General features: G+C 63.5%; 19 protein-coding genes. 17 read left to right on the forward strand and 2 right to left on the reverse strand.

Annotated elements, in window-relative coordinates; all coding sequences use genetic code 11:
* Nucleotides 1-472: site-specific integrase (locus HGI47_RS21130; protein ID WP_168854742.1), on the forward strand; the 472-nt coding region annotated here is incomplete at its 5' end.
* A 349-nt stretch (nucleotides 473-821) separates the two neighbouring features.
* The gene (locus tag HGI47_RS21135) at nucleotides 822-2,414 is read left to right on the forward strand and encodes an ABC-F family ATP-binding cassette domain-containing protein (RefSeq protein WP_168854743.1); all 1,593 of its coding nucleotides are present in this window, start codon (nucleotides 822-824) and stop codon (nucleotides 2,412-2,414) included.
* A gap of 390 nt (nucleotides 2,415-2,804) precedes the next feature.
* Here HGI47_RS21135 and HGI47_RS21140 read toward each other — a convergent pair whose 3' ends face one another.
* Nucleotides 2,805-3,128 carry a hypothetical protein gene (locus tag HGI47_RS21140; RefSeq protein WP_168854744.1) on the reverse strand — a complete coding sequence of 108 codons (324 nt, stop codon included), beginning with the start codon at nucleotides 3,126-3,128 and terminating at the stop codon, nucleotides 2,805-2,807.
* Nucleotides 3,129-3,228: 100 nt separating this feature from the next.
* Here HGI47_RS21140 and HGI47_RS22785 point away from each other — a divergent pair, with 100 nt between their 5' ends.
* The 14 genes from HGI47_RS22785 to HGI47_RS21200 all read left to right on the forward strand — a co-directional run bounded on the left by HGI47_RS22785 (nucleotide 3,229) and on the right by HGI47_RS21200 (nucleotide 18,896).
* A complete protein-coding gene (locus HGI47_RS22785; protein WP_240950351.1) occupies nucleotides 3,229-3,663 on the forward strand; it encodes an IS5 family transposase in 435 nt (144 codons plus the stop codon).
* Nucleotides 3,624-3,833 (forward strand): hypothetical protein, encoded by a 210-nt coding sequence (locus HGI47_RS22790; RefSeq protein ID WP_240950353.1) that lies wholly within the window; start codon nucleotides 3,624-3,626, stop codon nucleotides 3,831-3,833. The genes HGI47_RS22785 and HGI47_RS22790 overlap by 40 nt, the downstream gene beginning before the upstream one ends.
* Nucleotides 3,806-4,009, forward strand: coding sequence for a transposase (locus HGI47_RS22795; protein WP_370521816.1), 204 nt, complete (start codon nucleotides 3,806-3,808; stop codon nucleotides 4,007-4,009). The genes HGI47_RS22790 and HGI47_RS22795 overlap by 28 nt, the downstream gene beginning before the upstream one ends.
* A gap of 278 nt (nucleotides 4,010-4,287) precedes the next feature.
* The gene (locus HGI47_RS21150) at nucleotides 4,288-4,866 is read left to right on the forward strand and encodes a DUF1826 domain-containing protein (RefSeq protein WP_255460989.1); all 579 of its coding nucleotides are present in this window, start codon (nucleotides 4,288-4,290) and stop codon (nucleotides 4,864-4,866) included.
* 10 nt (nucleotides 4,867-4,876) lie between these two features.
* Entirely contained in the window at nucleotides 4,877-5,800 is a 924-nt protein-coding gene (locus tag HGI47_RS21155; protein ID WP_168854746.1) for an AraC family transcriptional regulator, read from the forward strand.
* Between the two features lie 105 nt (nucleotides 5,801-5,905).
* Nucleotides 5,906-8,008, forward strand: coding sequence for a TonB-dependent receptor (locus HGI47_RS21160; RefSeq protein WP_168854747.1), 2,103 nt, complete (start codon nucleotides 5,906-5,908; stop codon nucleotides 8,006-8,008).
* Nucleotides 8,008-8,718 (forward strand): trans-aconitate 2-methyltransferase, encoded by a 711-nt coding sequence (locus HGI47_RS21165; RefSeq protein WP_168854748.1) that lies wholly within the window; start codon nucleotides 8,008-8,010, stop codon nucleotides 8,716-8,718. Before HGI47_RS21160 ends, HGI47_RS21165 begins: the two co-directional genes overlap by 1 nt.
* A 141-nt stretch (nucleotides 8,719-8,859) precedes the next feature.
* Nucleotides 8,860-10,947 (forward strand): TonB-dependent siderophore receptor, encoded by a 2,088-nt coding sequence (locus HGI47_RS21170; RefSeq protein ID WP_206066343.1) that lies wholly within the window; start codon nucleotides 8,860-8,862, stop codon nucleotides 10,945-10,947.
* Nucleotides 10,944-13,103 carry a TonB-dependent siderophore receptor gene (locus tag HGI47_RS21175; protein WP_168854749.1) on the forward strand — a complete coding sequence of 720 codons (2,160 nt, stop codon included), beginning with the start codon at nucleotides 10,944-10,946 and terminating at the stop codon, nucleotides 13,101-13,103. Before HGI47_RS21170 ends, HGI47_RS21175 begins: the two co-directional genes overlap by 4 nt.
* A 100-nt stretch (nucleotides 13,104-13,203) precedes the next feature.
* Nucleotides 13,204-13,902, forward strand: coding sequence for a class I SAM-dependent methyltransferase (locus HGI47_RS21180; RefSeq protein ID WP_168854750.1), 699 nt, complete (start codon nucleotides 13,204-13,206; stop codon nucleotides 13,900-13,902).
* A 98-nt stretch (nucleotides 13,903-14,000) separates the two neighbouring features.
* Nucleotides 14,001-15,077, forward strand: a complete 1,077-nt coding sequence (locus tag HGI47_RS21185; protein ID WP_168854751.1) for an ABC transporter substrate-binding protein — start codon at nucleotides 14,001-14,003, stop codon at nucleotides 15,075-15,077.
* On the forward strand, nucleotides 15,074-16,108 hold the full coding sequence (locus HGI47_RS21190) for an iron ABC transporter permease (protein ID WP_168854752.1): 1,035 nt from the start codon (nucleotides 15,074-15,076) through the stop codon (nucleotides 16,106-16,108). Before HGI47_RS21185 ends, HGI47_RS21190 begins: the two co-directional genes overlap by 4 nt.
* Nucleotides 16,108-16,875, forward strand: coding sequence for an ABC transporter ATP-binding protein (locus tag HGI47_RS21195; protein WP_168854753.1), 768 nt, complete (start codon nucleotides 16,108-16,110; stop codon nucleotides 16,873-16,875). The genes HGI47_RS21190 and HGI47_RS21195 overlap by 1 nt, the downstream gene beginning before the upstream one ends.
* On the forward strand, nucleotides 16,872-18,896 hold the full coding sequence (locus HGI47_RS21200; protein ID WP_206066344.1) for a TonB-dependent receptor: 2,025 nt from the start codon (nucleotides 16,872-16,874) through the stop codon (nucleotides 18,894-18,896). Before HGI47_RS21195 ends, HGI47_RS21200 begins: the two co-directional genes overlap by 4 nt.
* A gap of 235 nt (nucleotides 18,897-19,131) precedes the next feature.
* On the opposite strand, the gene HGI47_RS21205 is transcribed toward HGI47_RS21200, so the two are convergent.
* Nucleotides 19,132-19,341 carry an AlpA family transcriptional regulator gene (locus HGI47_RS21205; RefSeq protein ID WP_168854754.1) on the reverse strand — a complete coding sequence of 70 codons (210 nt, stop codon included), beginning with the start codon at nucleotides 19,339-19,341 and terminating at the stop codon, nucleotides 19,132-19,134.
* A gap of 136 nt (nucleotides 19,342-19,477) precedes the next feature.
* Between HGI47_RS21205 and HGI47_RS21210 the strand changes: the two genes are divergently transcribed.
* Complete coding sequence (locus HGI47_RS21210) at nucleotides 19,478-19,621, forward strand: hypothetical protein (RefSeq protein ID WP_168854755.1); 144 nt, start codon at nucleotides 19,478-19,480, stop codon at nucleotides 19,619-19,621.
* Nucleotides 19,622-19,761 lie beyond the last annotated feature (140 nt).

The following is a 19,761-nucleotide window of genomic DNA, read 5'->3' on the forward strand; positions in this document are numbered from 1 at the left end:
GGATGAGATCGACCTGGAAACCGCTCTATGGACCATCCCGGCCGAGAAGATGAAGATGCGCAAACCGCACCACGTGCCGCTCTCGCGGCAGTCGATCGCAATCCTACAGGAAATCCGAGCGATCACTGGATCGTCGGGATATGTCTTCCCTTCGATGCGATCCCGAACACGGCCGATGTCTGAGAACACCCTCAATGCAGCACTGCGCCGCTTGGGTTATGCCAGCAACGAAATGACCGCGCATGGCTTCCGGGCGATGGCAAGCACGCTTCTCAACGAGTCGGGCAAGTGGTCACCGGACGCCATCGAGCGAGCGCTGGCCCATGGTGACAGCGACAAGGTGCGTGCGGCCTACCATCGCGGCACCCATTGGAAGGAGCGAGTCCTGATGGCGCAATGGTGGTCCGACCTCTTGGATGGCCTGCGGAACGGAGCCACCATTTTGCCTTTTCCAGGGGCGATGGCTGGCTGACCGCTTTGGGGGCAATCAGATCGCCGTTTGGCCCTGTTGCGTCTCCAGCTTGATTGACTGGAAGTGGGCCGAAATCTGACGCTCAGCGAGCGGTCCGTTGGACCGGAATCATGTCAGCTACTGGGCCGTTAGCGGACTGGCTGCTCGCAGTGTCGGACGCGGCCCAAGCGGACCTTGGCACCGCCCATAAGGACTTGCACGTCTAGCGGTGACCTAGCCTCAGCGGTGCAGGCTGACTTGCACCCGCTGATCGACCAGTCCATATATGCTGTCTAGAGCACCCGGAGTTTTGACTATGTGACACGCCACAGAATGCTTCTTTCCCATTCCCCGCATTCTCTGGTGTTTCATGTCAAATCTCCTCACGCTGGACGCTGTCGGTGCCAGCACGCCTGAAGGCAAAGCGCTTTTTTCCAGCCTATCCCTGAACGTGGCCTCCGGCGACAAAGTTGGGCTTGTTGGCCGGAATGGTAGCGGCAAGTCGACGTTGCTAGCCATCATCGCTGGTGAGCGCGGCGCTGATAGCGGCCACCTCAATGCAACGTCACGAATGGGCGTTCTACAACAATCCTGGCCTGAGCAACGCACGGTCGTTGAGGCCTTGGGCGTATCCGCCATCCAGGCTGCGGTAGACCGGATCGAGCGGGGTGAGGGTGTCGATGAGGACTTTGCGCTGGCAGATTGGACGATCGGAGCCCGCGTTGATCAAGCGCTCGACGACGTTGGTCTCTCTCAGTTGGGGCTCGATCGAACGATAGCGACCCTATCGGGTGGCGAACGGACACGGGTGGGGCTGGCCCGACTCCTGCTCGAGCAGCCCGAGTTGATCCTACTCGACGAACCAACCAACAACCTTGATGCGGCCGGACGTGGGCTGGTCGCAGACCTCTTATCCCGCTGGCGCGGGGCTGCGATCGTTGCGAGCCACGATCGAAAGCTCCTAGAAGCAGTCGATCGGATTGTGGAACTGGCGCCCACTGGCATCCGACAGGTCATCGGCAATTGGTCAGATTACGTCGTCGTTCGAGACGCCGAGCGGGCGAGGGCAGCAAGCGAGGTCCTTGCAGCTTCGAACGAACTTAAATCCGCAAAACGAGCCGAGCAGGGACGCCGTGAGGCCAAGGCACGGCGGGACCGAGCGGGTCGCAACTATGCACTGAGCGGAAGTGCACCCAAGATCTTGCTTGGCCGACAGGCGGAGCGTGCGGAGATCAGCTCAGCGCGCGATGAAAAACTCGCAGAGCGCCAAACGCAAGCTGCGGCGGAGCGGCTGGATGCTGCTCGCACTCAACTCGAAATAGTGACACCCCTCGTGATTGATCTGCCCAAGAGCGGATTGCCTACCAATCGCGACCTTCTCAGGATCGACGATGCGTCAGTCGAGATTGACGGGCGGATCCTTGGCCCTTGGAGCTTGTCCATCCGGGGACCGGAACGAGTAGCTGTTAGCGGCAGAAATGGGGCCGGAAAGTCCACTCTGCTCCGCCTGGCCCTCGGAACCGTAGGCGCCTCATCCGGCACCGTTGCGCGTTTCGATGGGCGCCTCGCCTTGCTCGATCAACATGTCGGCATTCTGGATCCGGAGGAAACGATCCTGAGAAATTTCGTCAGACTTAATGGATCCGCCAAAGCACACGACGCACACGCTAAGCTTGCCCGCTTCGCCTTCCGTAATCGCGATGCCCACCGGGTGGTTCGCACGCTCTCGGGCGGAGAACTGTTGAGAGCGGGCCTCGCGTGTGTCCTGGGCGGTGATATACCTGCCCAATTGCTGTTGCTGGATGAGCCGACCAACCACTTGGATGTCGAGACCATCGAGGTTCTTGAAGTGGCTTTAGCGTCCTACGACGGTGCGCTCTTGGTCGTAAGTCACGACCGTAGCTTCCTCGATGCCATTGGCATCCAACGCGAGCTATTGTTGGACCCTCGCGAGATTGCCTAGTCGGCCCGACAAAGCCTTCATTTCGGACACGGCTAGAGCCCGCCGGCAGAAATTGGGCCGAAACCCGACATCCAGATTTCGTCTTGCCGGCCTTGGAATGGGGCTGCAAATGGGCCGTTTGCGGACTGGCAGGTGTCGACATGCGAGGGGCCATAGCTGACATATCTTGAACCCAAGACAAGCGGGGCTCGGTTCGCTCGATCAACCGGCGCCCCGCGCTAGATAAACCTGACGAATATGTGTCGCCACTCGCACTATTATATGAACGCCGTCTAGCGCCGGTTATCGACTTTGGCCCTGACAGGCCGCCACTGATCCTACGATAAGCAGAATTTGGTCGGCGCAACCGATCACCCTTCGCCTGCTCATCCCTAGGCCGCGTGGACAAATTCAGCCGTGCCGGATCCTCCTTCGTCCCGCTAAGCGGGCATCCGCTTCGCGCTGGCGATAACACTCGGCACATATGATCGTGATGCCGTCAGACACCACCAGAGTATCTTCGATCCACTCGCCGCCGTTGCTTTGCAGATAGGCGTCGCAAGCCTCACACCATGCGTCCCTGAGGTCATCTTCATCCTCAGGCGGAAAGGAAACAAATCCGGCTGTGTCCGGTGATGTTCGCCCTACGACATGGGCGCAGACGAACGTGATGGGCTGACGCCCATGCACCTCGCAGTCGCAATGTTCGTCGTCGTTGTTCGCTGTCGTGATCATATCGCGGTGGATCGTAACTGCATCTGATCTCAACAGCCAGGCGAGCTACGGTTGACGCCGAACAGAACGGTTGGCTCAAAGCTGCTTTTTGGAGGCAGATTTGAGCCGAGGCGATCTGAATGAAGCAGAATGGCGCGTTCTAACGAGCTTGCTGCCCATCGAGCCTGAAAACCGTGTTCGAGGACGTCGGCCCGAGTACAACCGCTCGATCATCAATGGCATACTCTGGCGGCTCCGTTGCGGCGCCCCGTGGCGCGACGTGCCGCCCAAGTATGGCAGTTGGAACACCATTTATCGCCGGTTCCGGCGATGGAGTGAAGCCAGCGTCTGGGAGACCGTCGCGGTGACGCTGGCCGAGATCATGGCGGACAGTGGCCACTATAGCATCGACAGCACCACAGTCCGCGCCCACGTCTCGGCAGCTGGCGGAAAAGGGGGACTCATCGACGCGCTCTTGGCCGCTCGCGGGGCGGGTTCACCAGTAAGCTTCACTGCCTGGCTGATGCCCTCGGACGACCGCTCGCCTTCCATCTGACGGTCGGCGAGGCGGCAGACTGCAAGGCCTATGACGCCCTGATCGGCCTACCTGAGCGCACGCCGGACGCTCTACTTGCCGACAAAGGCTACGATGCCGACACCACCGCGCCGACCTTTCCGAGCGGAAAATCGAAGCCGTCATTCCTGGTCGATCAAACAGCCGCGTGAAGATCGAGCATAACCGGGTGCTCTACAAGCAGCGCAACCGGATCGAGCGCATGTTTGGCCACCTCAAGGTCAACCGCGCCATCGCCACCCGATACGACCAACTGGCCAATAGCTTCCTCGGCATGGTTCATATCGCTACCGCCAGATACTGGCTCAAATTTGTCCACGCGGCCTAGTGCTGGTATGAAGCGTCTTTCGCCGAAAAGCGCCGCGATCGGGCGTCGACGCTAGTCCGATCGCTTTCAAGCAGAGAGCACGGCGCTTTGCGACTGGCCGGTGGCGCAGTGCAGCGCGCAAGCGGTAAGTTGTTGGTCACCATTCGTGCAGCGTGGGCGCAAGGTCCGGTTCCCAGCTAGACATATCCTACCCGCGCTAGCCTGACCGTGCTGGTAGACGGTCACCAGAGTATGAGCTATGATGATATGATGTATCATATAGAACTGTACGGTGATCGATGAGTACGTCAGCGAGAACGCGGTGTATCGCGACTGAGGTCGGAGACTGGTCCGATGTCCTGTCGTTGATCGTCGAGCCGGACGTTCATCTCGCAATATGGGAGCGCAAGCTTCCAGCGTCGTTAAGTGCGCTCGCCAATCAAAGTCAGTCGGGCATCGACGATATTGATGAACAGCTCGACGTGGCCGGCCTTGATTTGGCACTCACATTAATTCTGGAAGATGCGGGCTATCGAGATGCCGGAGATGCAGCCCGTGAAATCGCGGCGCTCGGCACGCGCTTTGCGTCGGTCACGGCTTGTGAGCGCGTGAGAGTGAGGCTGGAGGTTATCGAAACCGACGCCTGCCGCCGCTTCCATTCTGATTATGTAACAGCTCGCCTTCTTCTAACTCTTGCCGGAGCCGGGACCCAGTGGCGGCGTGCGGAGGACGACAGTGCGATCAACTCGCTGCAGCCTGGCGAGGTGGCCGTGTTCAAGGGGCGCGTTTGGACCGACGAACCCGCAATCCTGCATCGGTCTCCCCCAATTGCCGGAACGGGCGCCGATCGGCTCCTGCTGGCGATTGATCCCTTGTAGGAACAGCGACATGCCGCCTGAAGTCAGACATTGGCGAATGCGCAGCGAGGACGGCGCCAATCGGACCGAAACGCTGGAACTGCGCGATGGCCTGACAATGGTGCTCAGCGACATCGCGCCAGGCGAGGAATGCTCTTACCACTTCGTCGAACCGGAAGACGTCTTCGGCATCGGCTTCCACCTGAAGGGTGGGACCCGGTTCGACATGGACGGCACTCGCTTCGCCACGCAGCCGCTTGAGGTCCACGCGGGCGCCGCACCGCGATCGTCGGGCTCCGTTTTCGTCCTGCCCTCGCACGGGTTCAAGACAGTATCGCTGCGCTTCTCGCTTGATGCCGCGCAAGACCTGATCGAGCGTCACAGCCTTGGGATGACGCCGCTGGCCCAAATGATCGCTCGAGCTGGTGACACAGTGTCGGCGCGCCGCCTGTCATCACTCGATCCTGCAGGCGTCGCGATGGTAGAGACGATGTTTGCCAACCCCTATGCAGGCGCGGGCCGGTCGCTCTACCTCGAATCCTGCGCGATCGGGTTGCTAGCTGGTCAGATCGACGCCCTAGCCGGTGCTGGCAAGCCGTTTCCGACGCCGGCCTGGGAGCGCGGCATGGTCGAGGTGCGCGCCTATCTGGACGCGCACCTCGACGATCCGCCGAGCATTGTTGAACTCGCCCGCATGTTCGGCATCAACGACTTCAAACTGAAGCGGGCGTTCAAGTCGTCGTTCGGCACGACGATCTTCGGCTATGTGCGTCAGCGCCGTCTGGAGCGCGCGGTCGGTGATCTTAATTCGGGCCTCACCGTTGCAGCCGCGGCCGAGCAGGCTGGTTACGAATGCCCGCGATGCTTCGCCGACGCCTTCCGCCGGCATTTCGGGATGTTGCCGAGCGAGATGACCCGAAGCTCGGCCGTAGAAACTCCCGCACGGCACGGTTGATACTCCCGCGCACCTCACACGCTCCGACCGAGGGATGAGTATCGACCGAGGTACTTTCCCGGAGGTTCCATGCGTCGATCAATCCTATTCGCATCATCAATTCTTATGTCGAGCTGGGGCGGCGCCGTTCATGCGCAGACTGCCGAACTCAAGGAGAACACGATCGCAGGAGAAATTGTCGTCACCGCCCGCCTCCGCGAGGAGCCGGCGCGCGAGGTTCCCTTCGCCGTCACCGTACTGGAGGCGGAGACGCTCGCGGCCCGCCGCATCGACGACACGCAGAGCCTGTTCCGCCAGATACCCGGCCTGTCGCTGACGAGTTTCGACGACGGGCGGTTCGCCTATTTCCAGCTTCGCGGCATCGGACCGCTTAGCCAGGCTGTCAGCCCCGACGACGGATCGGTGGTCACTTATGTCGATGGCGTCCCGCAACCGGTCTATGCGTCAGAGTTCGCCTATCTCGACCTCGAACGGCTGGAAGTGCTGCGCGGGCCGCAAGGCACCCTGTTCGGCCGTAACAGCCAGGGCGGCGCCATCAACATCACCACGCGGCAACCCGGCAACGTCGTGGCAGGCGGGGTGCGGATCGAGGGCGGCGAGGACAGCTACGGGCTGGCGCAAGCCGCGCTCTCCGGCCCGATCATCCCTGGCCAGCTCGCCGCCGGGTTCGCGGCGCGCGTCTCGACCATCGACGGCTTCGTTCCCAACATCGCACCAAGGGGCGGAAAGCTGGGGGACCGCGATAGCTATGCCGGTCGCGGCACGTTGGTCTTGACGCCCGGGGATTCCGGTCTGCGTTTCACGCTGACGGGCGCCGTCGACCGCCAGCTCAGCGATCCTTTCTACTATGCACGCGGCGGTCAAGCGCGCGACGAAGTGCAGCTCGATCCGGAGAATCGGGTCCGTCGCACCGCTTGGGGCGTGAGCTTGAAAAGCGAGGTGCCGTTGGGGAGCGCTGCGCTGACCGCGATCACAGCGTTCAACGGCTTCAACAATCACCAGATCACCGACGACACCGATGGTTTGATCTATGGCCCGCTATTTGGCGGCCTGCCGCCAGCTGCATTCCTTCCGCCAACCGACGGGTCCGATTGGCGGGAAGATGAGGACCGCTTCTATCAGGAACTGCGTGTCGCAAGCCTCCCTGGCGCCACCTTCGCCTGGACGATCGGAGCCAACTATTTCCGATCGACCTTCGACGTCGAGCTGCGGAACCTGTCCAGCTTCTCGCCCTTCCTCAACGGCCGTCGCCAGGATCGCCAGCGGATCGACAGCTATGCCGGCTACGGCGAAATCACCGCGCCGGTCGGCAGCCGGCTGAAGCTGACGCTTGGCGCCCGTTATACCCGCGATGACAAGACGCTCGACGGCACCTTCACCGGCAACGGCTTCCCCGGCACGACTGCTGCTGCCACCGAACGTACGTCGCGTAGCTTCGATCTCTGGACCGGCCGCGCTGCGGCGACGTTCGCGCTGACGGGCGACGTGAACCTCTACGCGACGGTCGCGCGCGGGGCGAAAAGCGGCGGCTTCCCACGCTTCCGGCTTACCGCCGCAGCCGGTATCCCGACGCTCGCCTACAGGGCGTCGACCTCGTGGACCTACGAGGCCGGCATCAAGGGGCGGGCGCTGGACGGCCGCGCGCACTTCGATCTCGCCGGCTTTTGGAATGATGTGACCGACGAGCAGCTCTTCACGCTCGACTTCGTCAGCTTCTCGTTCGTTCCCACCAACCTCGACACCCGCAGTTACGGGATCGAGGCGCAGGGCGACGTCGTGCTGGCGGGTGGATTCAGTGTCGCGGGCGGCTTGTCCTGGACCCACGCCCGCATCCGCGAGGCGGACACCCTCTCGGGCGCGCAACGCGGCAACCGCATCCCTAACGTCGCGGGATTTTCGGCGACCGCGGCGCTGGACTGGCGCGGCAGCGAAAATGGCATCGCCGGTGCGCAGCCGATCGTGAACGTGAGCTACCAATTCCAGGGCCGCCGCGCTGCCGACGTCGCCAACAGCTTCAATCTGCCAGCCTATCACAACGTCGATGCCCGCCTGGGTCTGCGGTTCGGCCGCATCGAAGCCTATGGGTTCGTCCGCAACCTGTTCAACGCGCGTCAGGTGCTGAACGGCGTCCTGTACGGACCCGGTGTCGAGGGCGAAACGGTCGCGCGCGGCCGTATCGCCGGCCTTGGCCTGTCGGCGCGACTCTGATGGAAGGCTATGCCATCACCGCGCAGTATTACGACCCGCTCGCCGCCGCGACCCATGCCGACGTCGATCGACAGATAGCCGCGGCGCTAGAGGGGCTGGATACGGCCCTTGGACCGATCGTCGACATCGGCGCCGGCACCGGGCTCACGACCGCGCTCATAGCCCGAACGCTTGCCGCCGCTGAGATCCTTGCGATCGAGCCCGATCCGGCGATGCGGTCAGCGTTGATGACGCGCATATGGAGTGATCCAGATTTACGCGAGCGCGTGACGATCCTACCTTTCGGTGCTCTTTCTGCCCCATTGCCGGAGCAAATCGCCGGCGCAGTGCTGAGCGCGGCGCTCGTTCACTTCGCGCCCGCGGATCGGGAAATGTTGTGGGCGTTGTTCGCAGAACGCCTGGCCCAGACCGGCCGGATCGTCGTCGAGGTGCAGTGCCCAACCGCCGACGACATGCCAGACACCCAGATGGCCAGCGTGCAGGTCGGTCGCATCAACTACCAGGCAAGTGCGTCAGCTCAACGCATCGGACCTGATCGGCAACGCTGGCACATGTCCTACCGCGCTGGCATCGGAGAGCGCGAGTTGCGATGCGACCAGACAACCTACGAATGTTGGGTGGTCTCTGCCGATACGATCGTCGCAGAAGCAGCTCGGGCCGGGCTGACGGGCCGGATCACCAATGATCTCGTCGTGCTCACGCGCGCATGAATGGGCGCGATAGAGCCAGAAAGTGTCGCCCCAGGCATCCTTGGCGTGCCTTGCCCGCATCATTGGCAACAAACGGTTGACCTTTGTAATGATATACTGTCACGTATGCGGGCGGTTCGGGGGAGTAAGCAAGTGCGAGCTATGGTTCTTGGCGCGGCGATGATCGCCGCGCCCGCTGCGGCGCAAGAGGTCGCGGAAACGAATAGTGCAGAAATCGTCGTGATCGGCACGCGCGAGCAGGGGTATCGCGCAACCGTCGCACCACAGGTCAACAAGTCCGACACGCCGATCAAGGAAACCCCGTATTCGGTGCAGGTCGTCACGCGCGAATTGATCGCTGATCGCGGCATCACGACAATTGGCGAGGCACTGCGTTACGTTCCCGGCTTCAGCCCGCAAGTCGGCTTCGTTGGCTCGAACGACCGCTTCTACATCCGCGGCTTCATCACGCCCTATAACCTTAAGAACGGCCTGCGCCGCTCCGCCTATGCGCCGGACGAGCAGCTCCAGAACATCGAGCAGGTTGAAATCCTTAAAGGTCCTGCCTCGGCGCTCTATGGGCGCTTCGAGCCCGGGGGCGTCGTCAATTTCGTCACCAAGAAGCCGCAGAACCGCGCATTCGCCGAGTTCGGTGGGCTCTATGGCTCATTCGACCAGGTCCGCCTGACCTTCGACGGCAACGTGCCGCTTGGCGACGACGCCGGTTTCCGGCTCAACGCATCGTATGACGACAAGGGCAGCTGGCGCGACTACGGCTTCTCGCGCGATCTCTTTGTGGCACCGGTCGCACAGTGGCGACCGGGCAATGCGACCACGATCACGCTTGAGGGCGAGTACGCCCGCAAGCGCGGCTATGCCGACCGCGGGTTCGCCAACAACCCGATCTTCCTGCAAGCGCCGCGCGACCGTCAATTCGGCGAGGCGGACGCGCGCTACGAGAACAAGGGCGGCGTTGTCAGCCTGTTTGTCGACCATCGGTTCTCTGACGTGTTCTCGGGCCGGATCGCCGCGGGCTACTCCGACTTCACCAAGGACACCTTCTACTATCCCTACGGGTTTCCGCCCGTTGGCGGGACGACTACCGCGACGCCGCGGGTCAACCGCCGCGTCAGCGACGCCTATGATCGACAGCGCGACCTGACCGCGCAGGCCGAGCTTTATGCTCGCTTCGCCACCGGGAGTATCCAGCACAAGGCGTTGATCGGGGCGGAGCTGAGTTACGATCGCTGGCGCTTCGACGTTTTAACGACACCGTTCGGGGTTAACCTGCCTATCGACTTCTTCAACCCGAGCTATGGCCAACGCGCCGTGCCAACTTCACTGGCGTCGGATGGTGCCTGGAACACCGATTCCTCTGCCATCTACGCGCAGGACGAACTGCTGCTGGGCGGCGGCGTGCGGCTGCTGGGCGGCCTGCGCTACGACTGGACGGAAGGGCGCACCTTCGAGCGCACGATCGGCACCGACACGTCGACCAAGCGGAACAAGCTGTCACCCCGCGCCGGCGTAACATGGACGCCGGTGCAGCCAGTCTCGCTCTACGCGAGCTGGTCGCGCTCGTTTCGCGGACAGGTGGACGTCGGCCGCCTTCGCGACGGACGCCTCCCCGAGCCGCTGATCGGTGAGGCATTCGAGGTTGGCGCGAAGGCGGACCTGCTTGGCGGACGGCTGCGCCCGACGATCGCGCTGTTCGACATCACCCGCCGCAATGTCGCGGTCAGCGATCCGACGGACCCCAATTTCGAGTTCGTGATCCAGGTCGGCAAGAGCCGATCGCGCGGGTTGGAAGTTGAAGTTCCCGCGGTGCTTAGTCCGCGCTGGCGGCTGATCGCCAACTACACCTACCTCGACGCCGAAGTGCGCGAGGACAGCTTCCTCGCGTCAGGCCTCCGCTTGGTCAACGCACCGCGTCATTCGGCGAGCTTGTGGACCACCTATGACCTTGCCGGCGCATTGCAGGGCGCAAGCGTCGGCATCGGCGCGCAGCATATCGGCCGCCGCGCCGGCAACACCGACAATACGATCTTTCTCCCCGCCTACACGCGGGTCGACGCGAACGTAGGCTACAATTTCGAGCTTGGCTGCAATCCGCTTCGAGCGCAGCTCAACGTCCTCAACGTCTTCGACACGTTCTACTATGACAGCGGCGGCGCTTTCATCCCGATCTATCCCGGTGCGCCGCGCACGGTGACGGTCAGCCTTGGCTACCGCTTTGGAGCTGGTCGATGAACGCGCGTGCTCTCGGCATGGGCGCCATGCTCGTCATAGCGGTCCCGGCGGCAGCGCAGGCTGACACGAACGAGGCCGAAATCGTTGTCACCGCCACGCGAAGCGAGCGCCGCCTTGAGGACGTTCCGGCAGCGATCACCGTTCAGGACATCGCCGCGCTGCGCGCTGGCGGCTTTACATACGGAACCGACGAGTTCCGGGGCGTGCCCGGCGTCTCTTTTCGCCGTGGCGAAGGCGACGGTGACTTCTTCCCCTTCGTGTCGATCCGCGGTTCGACCGGCACCGACGGCTTTCTTGCCCTGGTCGACGGCGTGCCGTTCGTCGGCGTGTTCGAGGAGCCGCTGTTGGCGGAAGTTCCTTACGACGCGCTGAAGCGGGTGGAGATCGTCAAGGGGCCATTGTCTGCGCTCTATGGCCGCGGCGCGATCTACGGGGGCGTCAACTACATCACACGCGATCCCGACAGGGATGCGATCACCGGCACGTTGGCCAGTGGCAGCGACGACTATTATCGCGGTTCAGCGACTATCACGCGCAGCTTCTCAGGCGGCGGGGTCCTCGTCGGCGGTGCCTATGAGAACTTTCGTGGGTGGCGCGAGCAGAGTCGCCGCGAGGTGGGAAGTGCCTTCGCCAAGCTGAATCTCGACGTCGGTGAGGCGACCCGGCTCAGCCTGTTCGGCAATTATCTTAACCGCCGCATCGAGGTTCCGAATGGTCTGCCGGTCGACGGGCAAGGCAACGTGCTCGCCGAGCGCCAGCCCTTTCTCGGACTGGGTGAGCCCTATGAGAGCATCGAGGGCGGGATCGCCGCGCTGATTGTCAAGCACGACCTGTCCGATGCGGTGACGGTGAAGCTCACCGGCCAGCATCGCCGCTTCGATCGCGACAATTTCCTGAACTTCTACGACGCTTTCGGGCTCGACCAGTCGCGTGGCGTGTTCGGGGTGAACGGCTACCGCGGCGATACCGGCCAACGGGTATGGTATGGCGAGGCCAGCATGTCGGCGCGCTTCGGGGCGCATAGCCTGATCGCGGGTGTCACCTACGAGGACACCCGCAACCGAAGCTTGGCTCGCTGGTCCGGCCAGAATGGCTTCACCCCCGAGTGCGGCTTCACCTTCTACCTCGCCGAGATCGACATACGCACCGGCGCGGTGGCCAACCGCAACAATCCCTGCTTCGTCATCGACGAGCCGTTGACGAGCGCAAGCTTCCACGATCGCTTTTTCGGGGCGTTTATCCAAGACGAAATCGCGCTGGCCGATCGGCTGACTCTGACGGTCGGCGGGCGCTATGACAGTTTCCGCCGACGCTCCGACTTTGACGCTCTGCCGGCGTCCGGCCCCGGCGGGACCGCGCGACTAAGGGCGGATGCCTTCTCGCCCAAGGCGTCCGTGTCGTGGCGCACTGGATTCGGACAGGTCTATGCGTCCTATGGGCGAGGCTTCAACTCCAACTTCGGCGCGACGTTCGAAAACGACCCGGCACAGTATTTCCGCCCCGAGCTGAAGCCCACCACCATCGATGCGGCCGAGCTTGGTGTTAAAGGACGCGCGCTTGGCGGCACCCTTCGCTTCGAGGGCGCGATCTATCGCACCTGGCAGAAGAACCGCCGGACCATCATCCCCAACCCGGACGCCGCGACCAGCTTCTCGGTGCCGCCCAACCTCGTCACATTCGGCCAGCGCTACGACGTGCAGGGTGCGGAAGTCGCGCTCGACATCGTCCCGCGGGACGGCACCCGATTTCGTCTGCAATACAGCCACGTCGATCCCAAATGGGACGAGCTGGTGCTGTCAACCTTCTCAGGCCCGCTCGACCTCTCTGGGACCACGCCTGTCGGCGTGGCCCGGAACATTGTCTTTGCATCGGCCGAGCAGCGGATCGCATCCTGGCTGACGGCCCGCGGAGCAGTCGAGTTTTACGACGACTATGCCGTCACCACGAACAACAGCCTGTTCGCCGGCGCCTATGAGGTGGTCTCTTTGGGGACGACAATCGCACCGCCAAGCTGGCGGGGCATCGCCCTCGATCTCTCGGCGACCAACCTCTTGGACAGAGAATATTACTTCTATTTCGGCGGCACGAGCGCGCCGACCTACGCGACGCCCGGCCCGCCACGCCAGCTTCGCGCGACCTTACGGGCGAGCTTCTGACATGCATACTATTCAGACCCAGGCCTTTTGGGACGCGAGCAGCGGCGACTATGTCGCCGGAGCCGAGCCGTTCACTGCGCTCTTCTGCAAGGAGGCAGCGATGATCGCCGCGATCGAGCCCGGAGATCTGCTCCTCGACGTTGCGACCGGTCCCGGTGCTCTCGCACTGGCTGCGGCGCAGGCTGGCGCGATCGTGACCGCGATCGATTTTTCGCAGGCGATGATCGATCGCTTGGTCGCACGCACCGGGTCGCTTCCAATTACGGCGAGGCAGATGGACGGACAGGCTCTCGATCTGCCCGATGCCACCTTCGATATCGCATGCTCGGTATTCGGCGTGCCGCTATTTTCGAACTTCCGCTCGGGCCTGAGTGAGATGGCGCGGGTATTGCGACGGGGCGGGCGCAGCGTCATCGCGGTGGCCGACAACCCTTGGGGCTTTGGCCCTAACCGGCTGCTGGCTGCGGCCCGCGAGGAGTTGCGACCGGACGACGCTGCGCCGCCAATGACCGAGGGCGGCGCGATTCTTGCCGACGCGGCGAGGCTAGCCTCTGAACTGGAAGCGGCCGGCTTCGAACAGATCGAAGTCCATCGGCGCACGCACGACTTCGTCGCCGACCCGGGTCTGCTTGCGGTCGACAGTCCGATGATTGGCGCCAATCCGATGCTCGCCGGCCTTGACGACGAGGAGCGTGCCAAGGTTGTGAAGCTGGCGGCGACCCGTGCCTCCGAACTCGCGACCGACGGCGTGATGCGGTTGGCCTCGACAGCCCTCATCGCCCTCGGGAGGCGGACGTGAGGTGTGCGGTCATCTTTCTCGCGGTCGCGCTTACGGCGTGTGGGAGCGAGCGCCAGCCAGCGGTTCCGCAGGAAGCCGTGCGGGGAACACCGGTGCCGATGCCATTCGCCAAGACTTTCCGAGTGGTCGAGCGGGAGGGCTATCGCATCGTTGACATGAAGGCATCGGTGGTGAGTTGGGGCGGCGCCGCGGTCGGCGAAGAGCAATTCCAACGCCTAGTGCTCGTCCCGCGTAACGTCACACCGCCCGCGCTGACGGGCGATCTTGCGGAAGCGACCCTGATACGGACGCCAGTCATGCGGATCGCCAGCAACACCGGGTTCCACGAGGCGATCACCCGCGTGCTCGGGATCAACGACCGCTTGGTGGCAGTCGGCGGGGTCAAGTCCTACGATGACACGCTCCGCAACCGCGTTCGACGCGGCGAGGTGCGCCAGATCGGCTACGGCTGGCATTCGCCGCCCGAGCTGGACGCCCTGATCGCCTCGAAGCCCGACGTGCTGCTGATGAGCATGGGCGACATGGCGAATGTGGGCGCTAAGCCACGCATCGAAGCGCTCGGCATCCCGGTTGTGCCGATCTTCCTCGACAACGAGCCCGACTATATGGGCCGCGTCGATTATGTACGGCTGATCGGGATGCTCGCCGGCCGCGAGCGCGAGGCCGACGCTTTCGCAGCCACTGTCACGCGCAATGTCGACACATTGAAGAAGGCCGCGGCAGCGCAGCCGACCCGCTCCGTCATTTCGGCCTGGTATCAGTCGGGAGACCGCTGGAATCCGACGATCCGCAACGCCGATGCCAAGCTGTTACGCGACGCCAACGGCCGCAATCCGCTGGAGGGGCCGGACGACCCCCGGAAGGATAGCTTCAACAGAGTGACCACCGAAGAGCTGATCGCACGCGGCGCGGATGCAGATTGCTGGATTTTGCGAGACAGTCACTCGAACGCATTTACCGATGTGGCGACACTCCGCCGCTTCAAGGCATATCGAGAGGGGTGCCTGTTCGCCTCCGACGGCATGACTAAGCCGGCGGCCGACGCCTACGACCTCTATGAGACGGCGGTGATCCGCCCTGACCTTGTGCTCGGGGACATCGTGCGCATGCTCCACCCGCCGCTTCGCACCGAACCGTTCCGCTACATCCGCCCCGACACGAAGGTGCCACGATGACGCCCGCGGCGCGTAGCCTCGCCGGAAGCTTGGTCCTCGCCGTCGCAGTAATTGCGGCAGGAATGTTTGCGCTCTCTTGGGGTATGATTGATGTCAGTCCCGGCGAAGTAGTCGCCGCGCTCACCGGCGGCGGCGATCCGGGGAATGCGCAGATCGTTACGGGATTGAGGCTTCCTCGCGTTGCCTCGGCCATCATCGCCGGTGGGGCGCTCGGCATTGGCGGCGTGCTGATGCAGGCGCTGTTCCGCAACCCGATGGCGGATGCCTGGTCGCTGGGTTTGACTGCAGGCGGGCAGCTCGGCGTGGCGCTGCTCGTCACCGCTGCCGCCTTCTCCGGCCCCGAGGCAATCTCGTTCCTGCGCAGTTTCGAGGGGCCATCGATCACGCTCGGCGCAATGCTCGGCATCGGCGCCTTCGCGCTGGCGATGGCGAGTTTGGCGCGGCGGGTCGGAACCGTCACGCTGCTGGTTGTCGGATTGATGCTCGGCTTCACCGTGCAGGGGATCGTCAGCGTCGTCATCCACTTCGCCAACCGCGTCGGCGGGCGCGTGTTCTCAGGCTGGAACGACGGTAATTTCGCGAGCGTCATGCCCGGCGACCTGCCGCTGCTTGTCGCCCCGGTTGTCATCGGGATCGTGCTGGCGCTGGTCAACGCCAAGCCGCTGACGGCGCTCCTGCTCGGCGAAACCTACGCCAAGAGCCTCGGAACGGACGTCACGCGGTTACGCTGCCTGACGCTCGCGGCGGTGGTGCTGCTGGTCGCGCCCGTGACGGCGTATTGCGGACCCGTCACGTTCGTCGGGCTGATCGTGCCGCATTTTGCGCGCGCCATCGCTGGTACCGCCCGCATCCTGCCGCTGCTGCCGCTGGCAGGTCTCGCGGGCGCGTTGCTCGCGCTCGCGGCAGATCTTGTCGTTCACGCGCCTTGGGAACAGCATTTTCTCCACCTAAACGCCGTGTTGGCGCTGGTCGGCGCTCCGGTAGTGATCGGCCTGCTGATCTTCTCGCCGTCGATGCGGGGACAACGCTGATGCTCCGCCTCGAAAAGCTCTCGGTCGGCTATGGAGCGCCGCGTGGCACCGTCCTCGCCGATCTCGACGTTTCGGTAAGCCCCGGCAGCTTCGTCTGCGTCTTGGGCCGCAACGGGGCAGGCAAATCGACCTTGATGCGGACCATCGCCGGGCTTCAAGGCGCGATCGCCGGCACCGCGCTCCTCGACGACGAAGACGTGGCGGCGATGCGGCCCCAAACTCGCGCCCGGCGCGTGTCTGTGGTGCTTACCGAGCGCAGTTCCAGTCCCGGCCTCACGGTCGACGACGTGGTTTCGCTTGGCCGCCAGCCCTTCACAGGCTGGCAAGGCCGGCTCACCGCCGATGATCGCGCGCGGGTGACGGACGCGATGGCGGCAGCCGGCGCGGCTCAATTCTCACGCCGTCTGTTCGACGACCTGTCGGACGGTGAGCGTCAGCGCGTAATGATCGCCCGCGCTCTCGCGCAGGCGCCGCGACTGATGGTGCTGGACGAAATCACCGCCTTCTTGGACTTGCCGGGTCGCGTCGAGACGATGGCGCTGTTGCGCGAACGCGCGCGGGCCACCGGCACGATCGTCCTGCTCTCCAGCCACGACCTCGATCTATCGCTTCAGCTCGCCGATGTGGTCTGGTTGTTGGATGGGCGTGGCGGCTTGTCGGTCGGCACGGCATCCGAGCTGATCGCGGCCGGCGACGTGAGCAACGCCTTCGATACGTCGGCCGTCCGCTTCTCCGCCGCGCACGGACGATTCGAGCTGGTCGCATGAGGGCGCTCGCACTGGCGCTCGCGGCAATTGCCGCGCCGGCCCGCGCCCAAGACGTCCCGGTGGACGACCCAGCGGAACACCAACCCTTGCCTGATCGGGGTCAGGTCGTCCCCCCGGAGCCGACCCAACCGCCGCCATCACCCTCCGCGCAAGTCGCCCCCAGCCTTGGCCGGGCGGCCGAAAACGCGGTGCGGCAGGCTGAGGATGCGTTCGGTTTCACGGTCGGACGCGAGAGCCTAGGGCTCTACTCGTCGATCAACGTGCGCGGCTTTTCGCCATTCGCGGCCGGCAACGTTCGGATTGAGGGTCTTTATTTCGACCCGTTCCTGACTCTCATCTTCCGGCTGCGGACGTCCAGCTCGATCCGTGTCGGCCTGTCGGCGCAAGGCTATCCCTTTCCTTCTCCGACCGGCATCGTCGACTATGCGTTCCGAAAGCCCGGCGACAGGGCATCTCTATCGGTGCTGGCGAGCGGCGATAGCTACGGCAATGCCGGGCTGGAGTTCGACGCCGCATTGCCATTGTCGTCGACGTTGAGCTTGGGTTTCGGCGCTAACGGATCTCGCAACGACTTCTACAACGGAACCACGAGCTGGACCCATCAAGAGGCAGTGTCGCTGCGCTGGCGGCCGAGCGAGGACGTGGAGATCATCCCATTCTGGTCGCGCAGCGAAGTGATCGACGATGAAGCCGGCCCTACCTATATACCCGCCGGACCCCATCTCCCTCCGCGCGCCCAGCGGCGCCGCTACGACGGGCCGGGCTGGAACGACTATAACAGTGTCGGCGGCTTGCACGGAGTGCTGGCGACGTTCTCGCCTGCGAAGGACTGGACGATTCGCAGTGGACTGTTCCGGTCACTCTATGACGATCGCACCGGCTTCGCACAGCTCCTGACCGACTTGACGTCCGACGGTCGGGCCAATCGGCTTATTATCGCCGACCCACGTAGTCGGTTCGTGTCCGTCTCGGGCGAATTGCGCGTTAGTCGCGCATTGGCCGAAGGGCCGCGGCTCCACGTCGTTCACCTGTCCTATCGTGGCCGCGACCGACGCCAACGCTATGCGGGATCGGATTTCATCGACTACGGCCCAACCCGCATCGGCGCGCGATTTCGACCGTCCGAACCTGACTTTGCGTTCACCGAACAGACCCGCGACCGTGTGCGGCAGGGCACCATCGGCATCGCCTATGACGGCCGTTGGCGCGATGTGGGCGAGCTAAGCTTCGGCCTCTCGCGCACCCACTATGAAAAACGCTTCGAGCTTCCCGGTGCACCAGCCTTGGAGACTCGCTCTCGCCTGTGGCTCTATAACGCGACGGCCGCCGGCTATCTGACGTCTCGCCTCGCGCTCTATGCGGGCTATGCGCGCGGTCTCGAAGAAAGCGGGATCGCACCAGACAACGCGATCAATCGCAATCAGCCGCTCCCCGCCATACTGACCAGCCAGATCGACGCAGGCGTTCGTTACCGCCTCACCGACACGATCAAGTTGATCGCCGGCGTCTTCGATCTGCGGAAGCCCTACTACAATCTTGATGCCGCGAACCGCTTCGACCTTCTCGGCGACGTGGTCAGCCGCGGAGCCGAGTTTTCGGTGTCGGGCGCGATCACACCTCGGCTGAACGTCGTGGCAGGTGGGGTGCTGCTTCGCCCGAGAGTTACTGGCGAAGGCGTGCGGCTCGGCCGTGTCGGCAAGCGACCGGTGGGGCTCGCGGCTCGCTCGTTTGACGTGAACGCTGACTGGCGACCACCCTTCTTCGAAGGCCTCTCGTTCGACATCGGGGTTTCGCACATCGCTGATGTTCCGGCGACCCGCGACAATCTCGTTTCGATACCGGCGCGCACATTGGTCAACCTCGGCGCGCGCTACCAATTCAAACTGTCGAATAGGAACGCCACGCTGCGCGCGCAGGTGAGTAACGTCGGCAATGTCTATGGCTTCAACCTGCAAGGGGCTGGCGCTTACGATCTGATCCCAGGCCGAGTCGCGTCGATATACCTGACAGTCGATCTCTAGGCTGGCTCGCAACGAGCCTTAAGCTCACACATCGACTTATGCACTGGGCAACGGGACTCTTGGGTAAGGGCTAGATGCGTTGCGATGCGGAAGAAGACGGCTAACGGCGGTATTTGGCGCGCCGGGAAAGATTCGAACTATTCGCTGGTCGTGAGGCTACCTGAATGAGTTTCGTCGGCTTTTGGGTGGCGCCAATCTACGGCTGAGCGTCCGACTTTGGGGCGCAAAGCGGACGCTATCGAACATCGTCGACGTGATAGAACATCGGATTATGCATCCAGTCGTTGACCGCTGACTCGCGCCATCCGGCGCATCGCGTGGCGATGCGCACTTGCCGGGGAAAGGTGCCGTCCTGGATCTTGCGGTAGAGCGTCGCGCGAGAAAGCCCGGTGCGGTCGAGCACGATGTTGAGGCGGAGAACACGGTCTGGCGTCCGGTCGGTCATGATGGAGTGTCCTGAGCTGTGGTCGGTTGTCATGCCCTCCAGATGCAAGATTTGAGATTGCCTGCGCGGACGTCAAGACGCTGAGATTCCCCGGCTTATGCGTACTATGCACCAGACTGTGCGCAGGCGTCCGTACATGTCCGTCGATGCGACAGAATATATTTTGCCGAGCTTCTGGTTCGTGTCTCAGGCCGTGCTGCGCGAGACATTCCTGCCGATTCTAGCGCCAGATCGGCGTCTGCGCCGTCCCTTTGTCTGCAGAATTGCGACAGTCATCTGAGTCCGTGCCGTCTGAGTTTGAGTGGTCCGCCGCTGGCGGAATGCCTTGCATCCCTTTGGCGGTCGCCATGCCTTTGGGCACGGCGGTGTCTGGCCTTCGGCACCTGCGTGGCGGGGGGCGTCACGGCCCTGTAGCCCCGC

Origin of the sequence: Novosphingobium sp. ERN07, assembly GCF_012641335.1 — a bacterium.
GTDB lineage: Bacteria > Pseudomonadota > Alphaproteobacteria > Sphingomonadales > Sphingomonadaceae > Novosphingobium.

Bases quoted from the DNA above. Each gene is read 5' to 3' on its own strand.
- HGI47_RS21135 (WP_168854743.1), top strand. From the start codon at position 822: ATGTCAAATCTCCTCACGCTGGACGCTGTCGGTGCCAGCACGCCTGAA.
- HGI47_RS21140 (WP_168854744.1), bottom strand. From the start codon at position 3,128: ATGATCACGACAGCGAACAACGACGACGAACATTGCGACTGCGAGGTG.
- HGI47_RS21150 (WP_255460989.1), top strand. From the start codon at position 4,288: ATGAGTACGTCAGCGAGAACGCGGTGTATCGCGACTGAGGTCGGAGAC.
- HGI47_RS21155 (WP_168854746.1), top strand. From the start codon at position 4,877: ATGCCGCCTGAAGTCAGACATTGGCGAATGCGCAGCGAGGACGGCGCC.
- HGI47_RS21160 (WP_168854747.1), top strand. From the start codon at position 5,906: ATGTCGAGCTGGGGCGGCGCCGTTCATGCGCAGACTGCCGAACTCAAG.
- HGI47_RS21165 (WP_168854748.1), top strand. From the start codon at position 8,008: ATGGAAGGCTATGCCATCACCGCGCAGTATTACGACCCGCTCGCCGCC.
- HGI47_RS21170 (WP_206066343.1), top strand. From the start codon at position 8,860: ATGGTTCTTGGCGCGGCGATGATCGCCGCGCCCGCTGCGGCGCAAGAG.
- HGI47_RS21175 (WP_168854749.1), top strand. From the start codon at position 10,944: ATGAACGCGCGTGCTCTCGGCATGGGCGCCATGCTCGTCATAGCGGTC.
- HGI47_RS21180 (WP_168854750.1), top strand. From the start codon at position 13,204: ATGATCGCCGCGATCGAGCCCGGAGATCTGCTCCTCGACGTTGCGACC.
- HGI47_RS21185 (WP_168854751.1), top strand. From the start codon at position 14,001: ATGCCATTCGCCAAGACTTTCCGAGTGGTCGAGCGGGAGGGCTATCGC.
- HGI47_RS21190 (WP_168854752.1), top strand. From the start codon at position 15,074: ATGACGCCCGCGGCGCGTAGCCTCGCCGGAAGCTTGGTCCTCGCCGTC.
- HGI47_RS21195 (WP_168854753.1), top strand. From the start codon at position 16,108: ATGCTCCGCCTCGAAAAGCTCTCGGTCGGCTATGGAGCGCCGCGTGGC.
- HGI47_RS21200 (WP_206066344.1), top strand. From the start codon at position 16,872: ATGAGGGCGCTCGCACTGGCGCTCGCGGCAATTGCCGCGCCGGCCCGC.
- HGI47_RS21205 (WP_168854754.1), bottom strand. From the start codon at position 19,341: ATGACCGACCGGACGCCAGACCGTGTTCTCCGCCTCAACATCGTGCTC.
- HGI47_RS21210 (WP_168854755.1), top strand. From the start codon at position 19,478: ATGTCCGTCGATGCGACAGAATATATTTTGCCGAGCTTCTGGTTCGTG.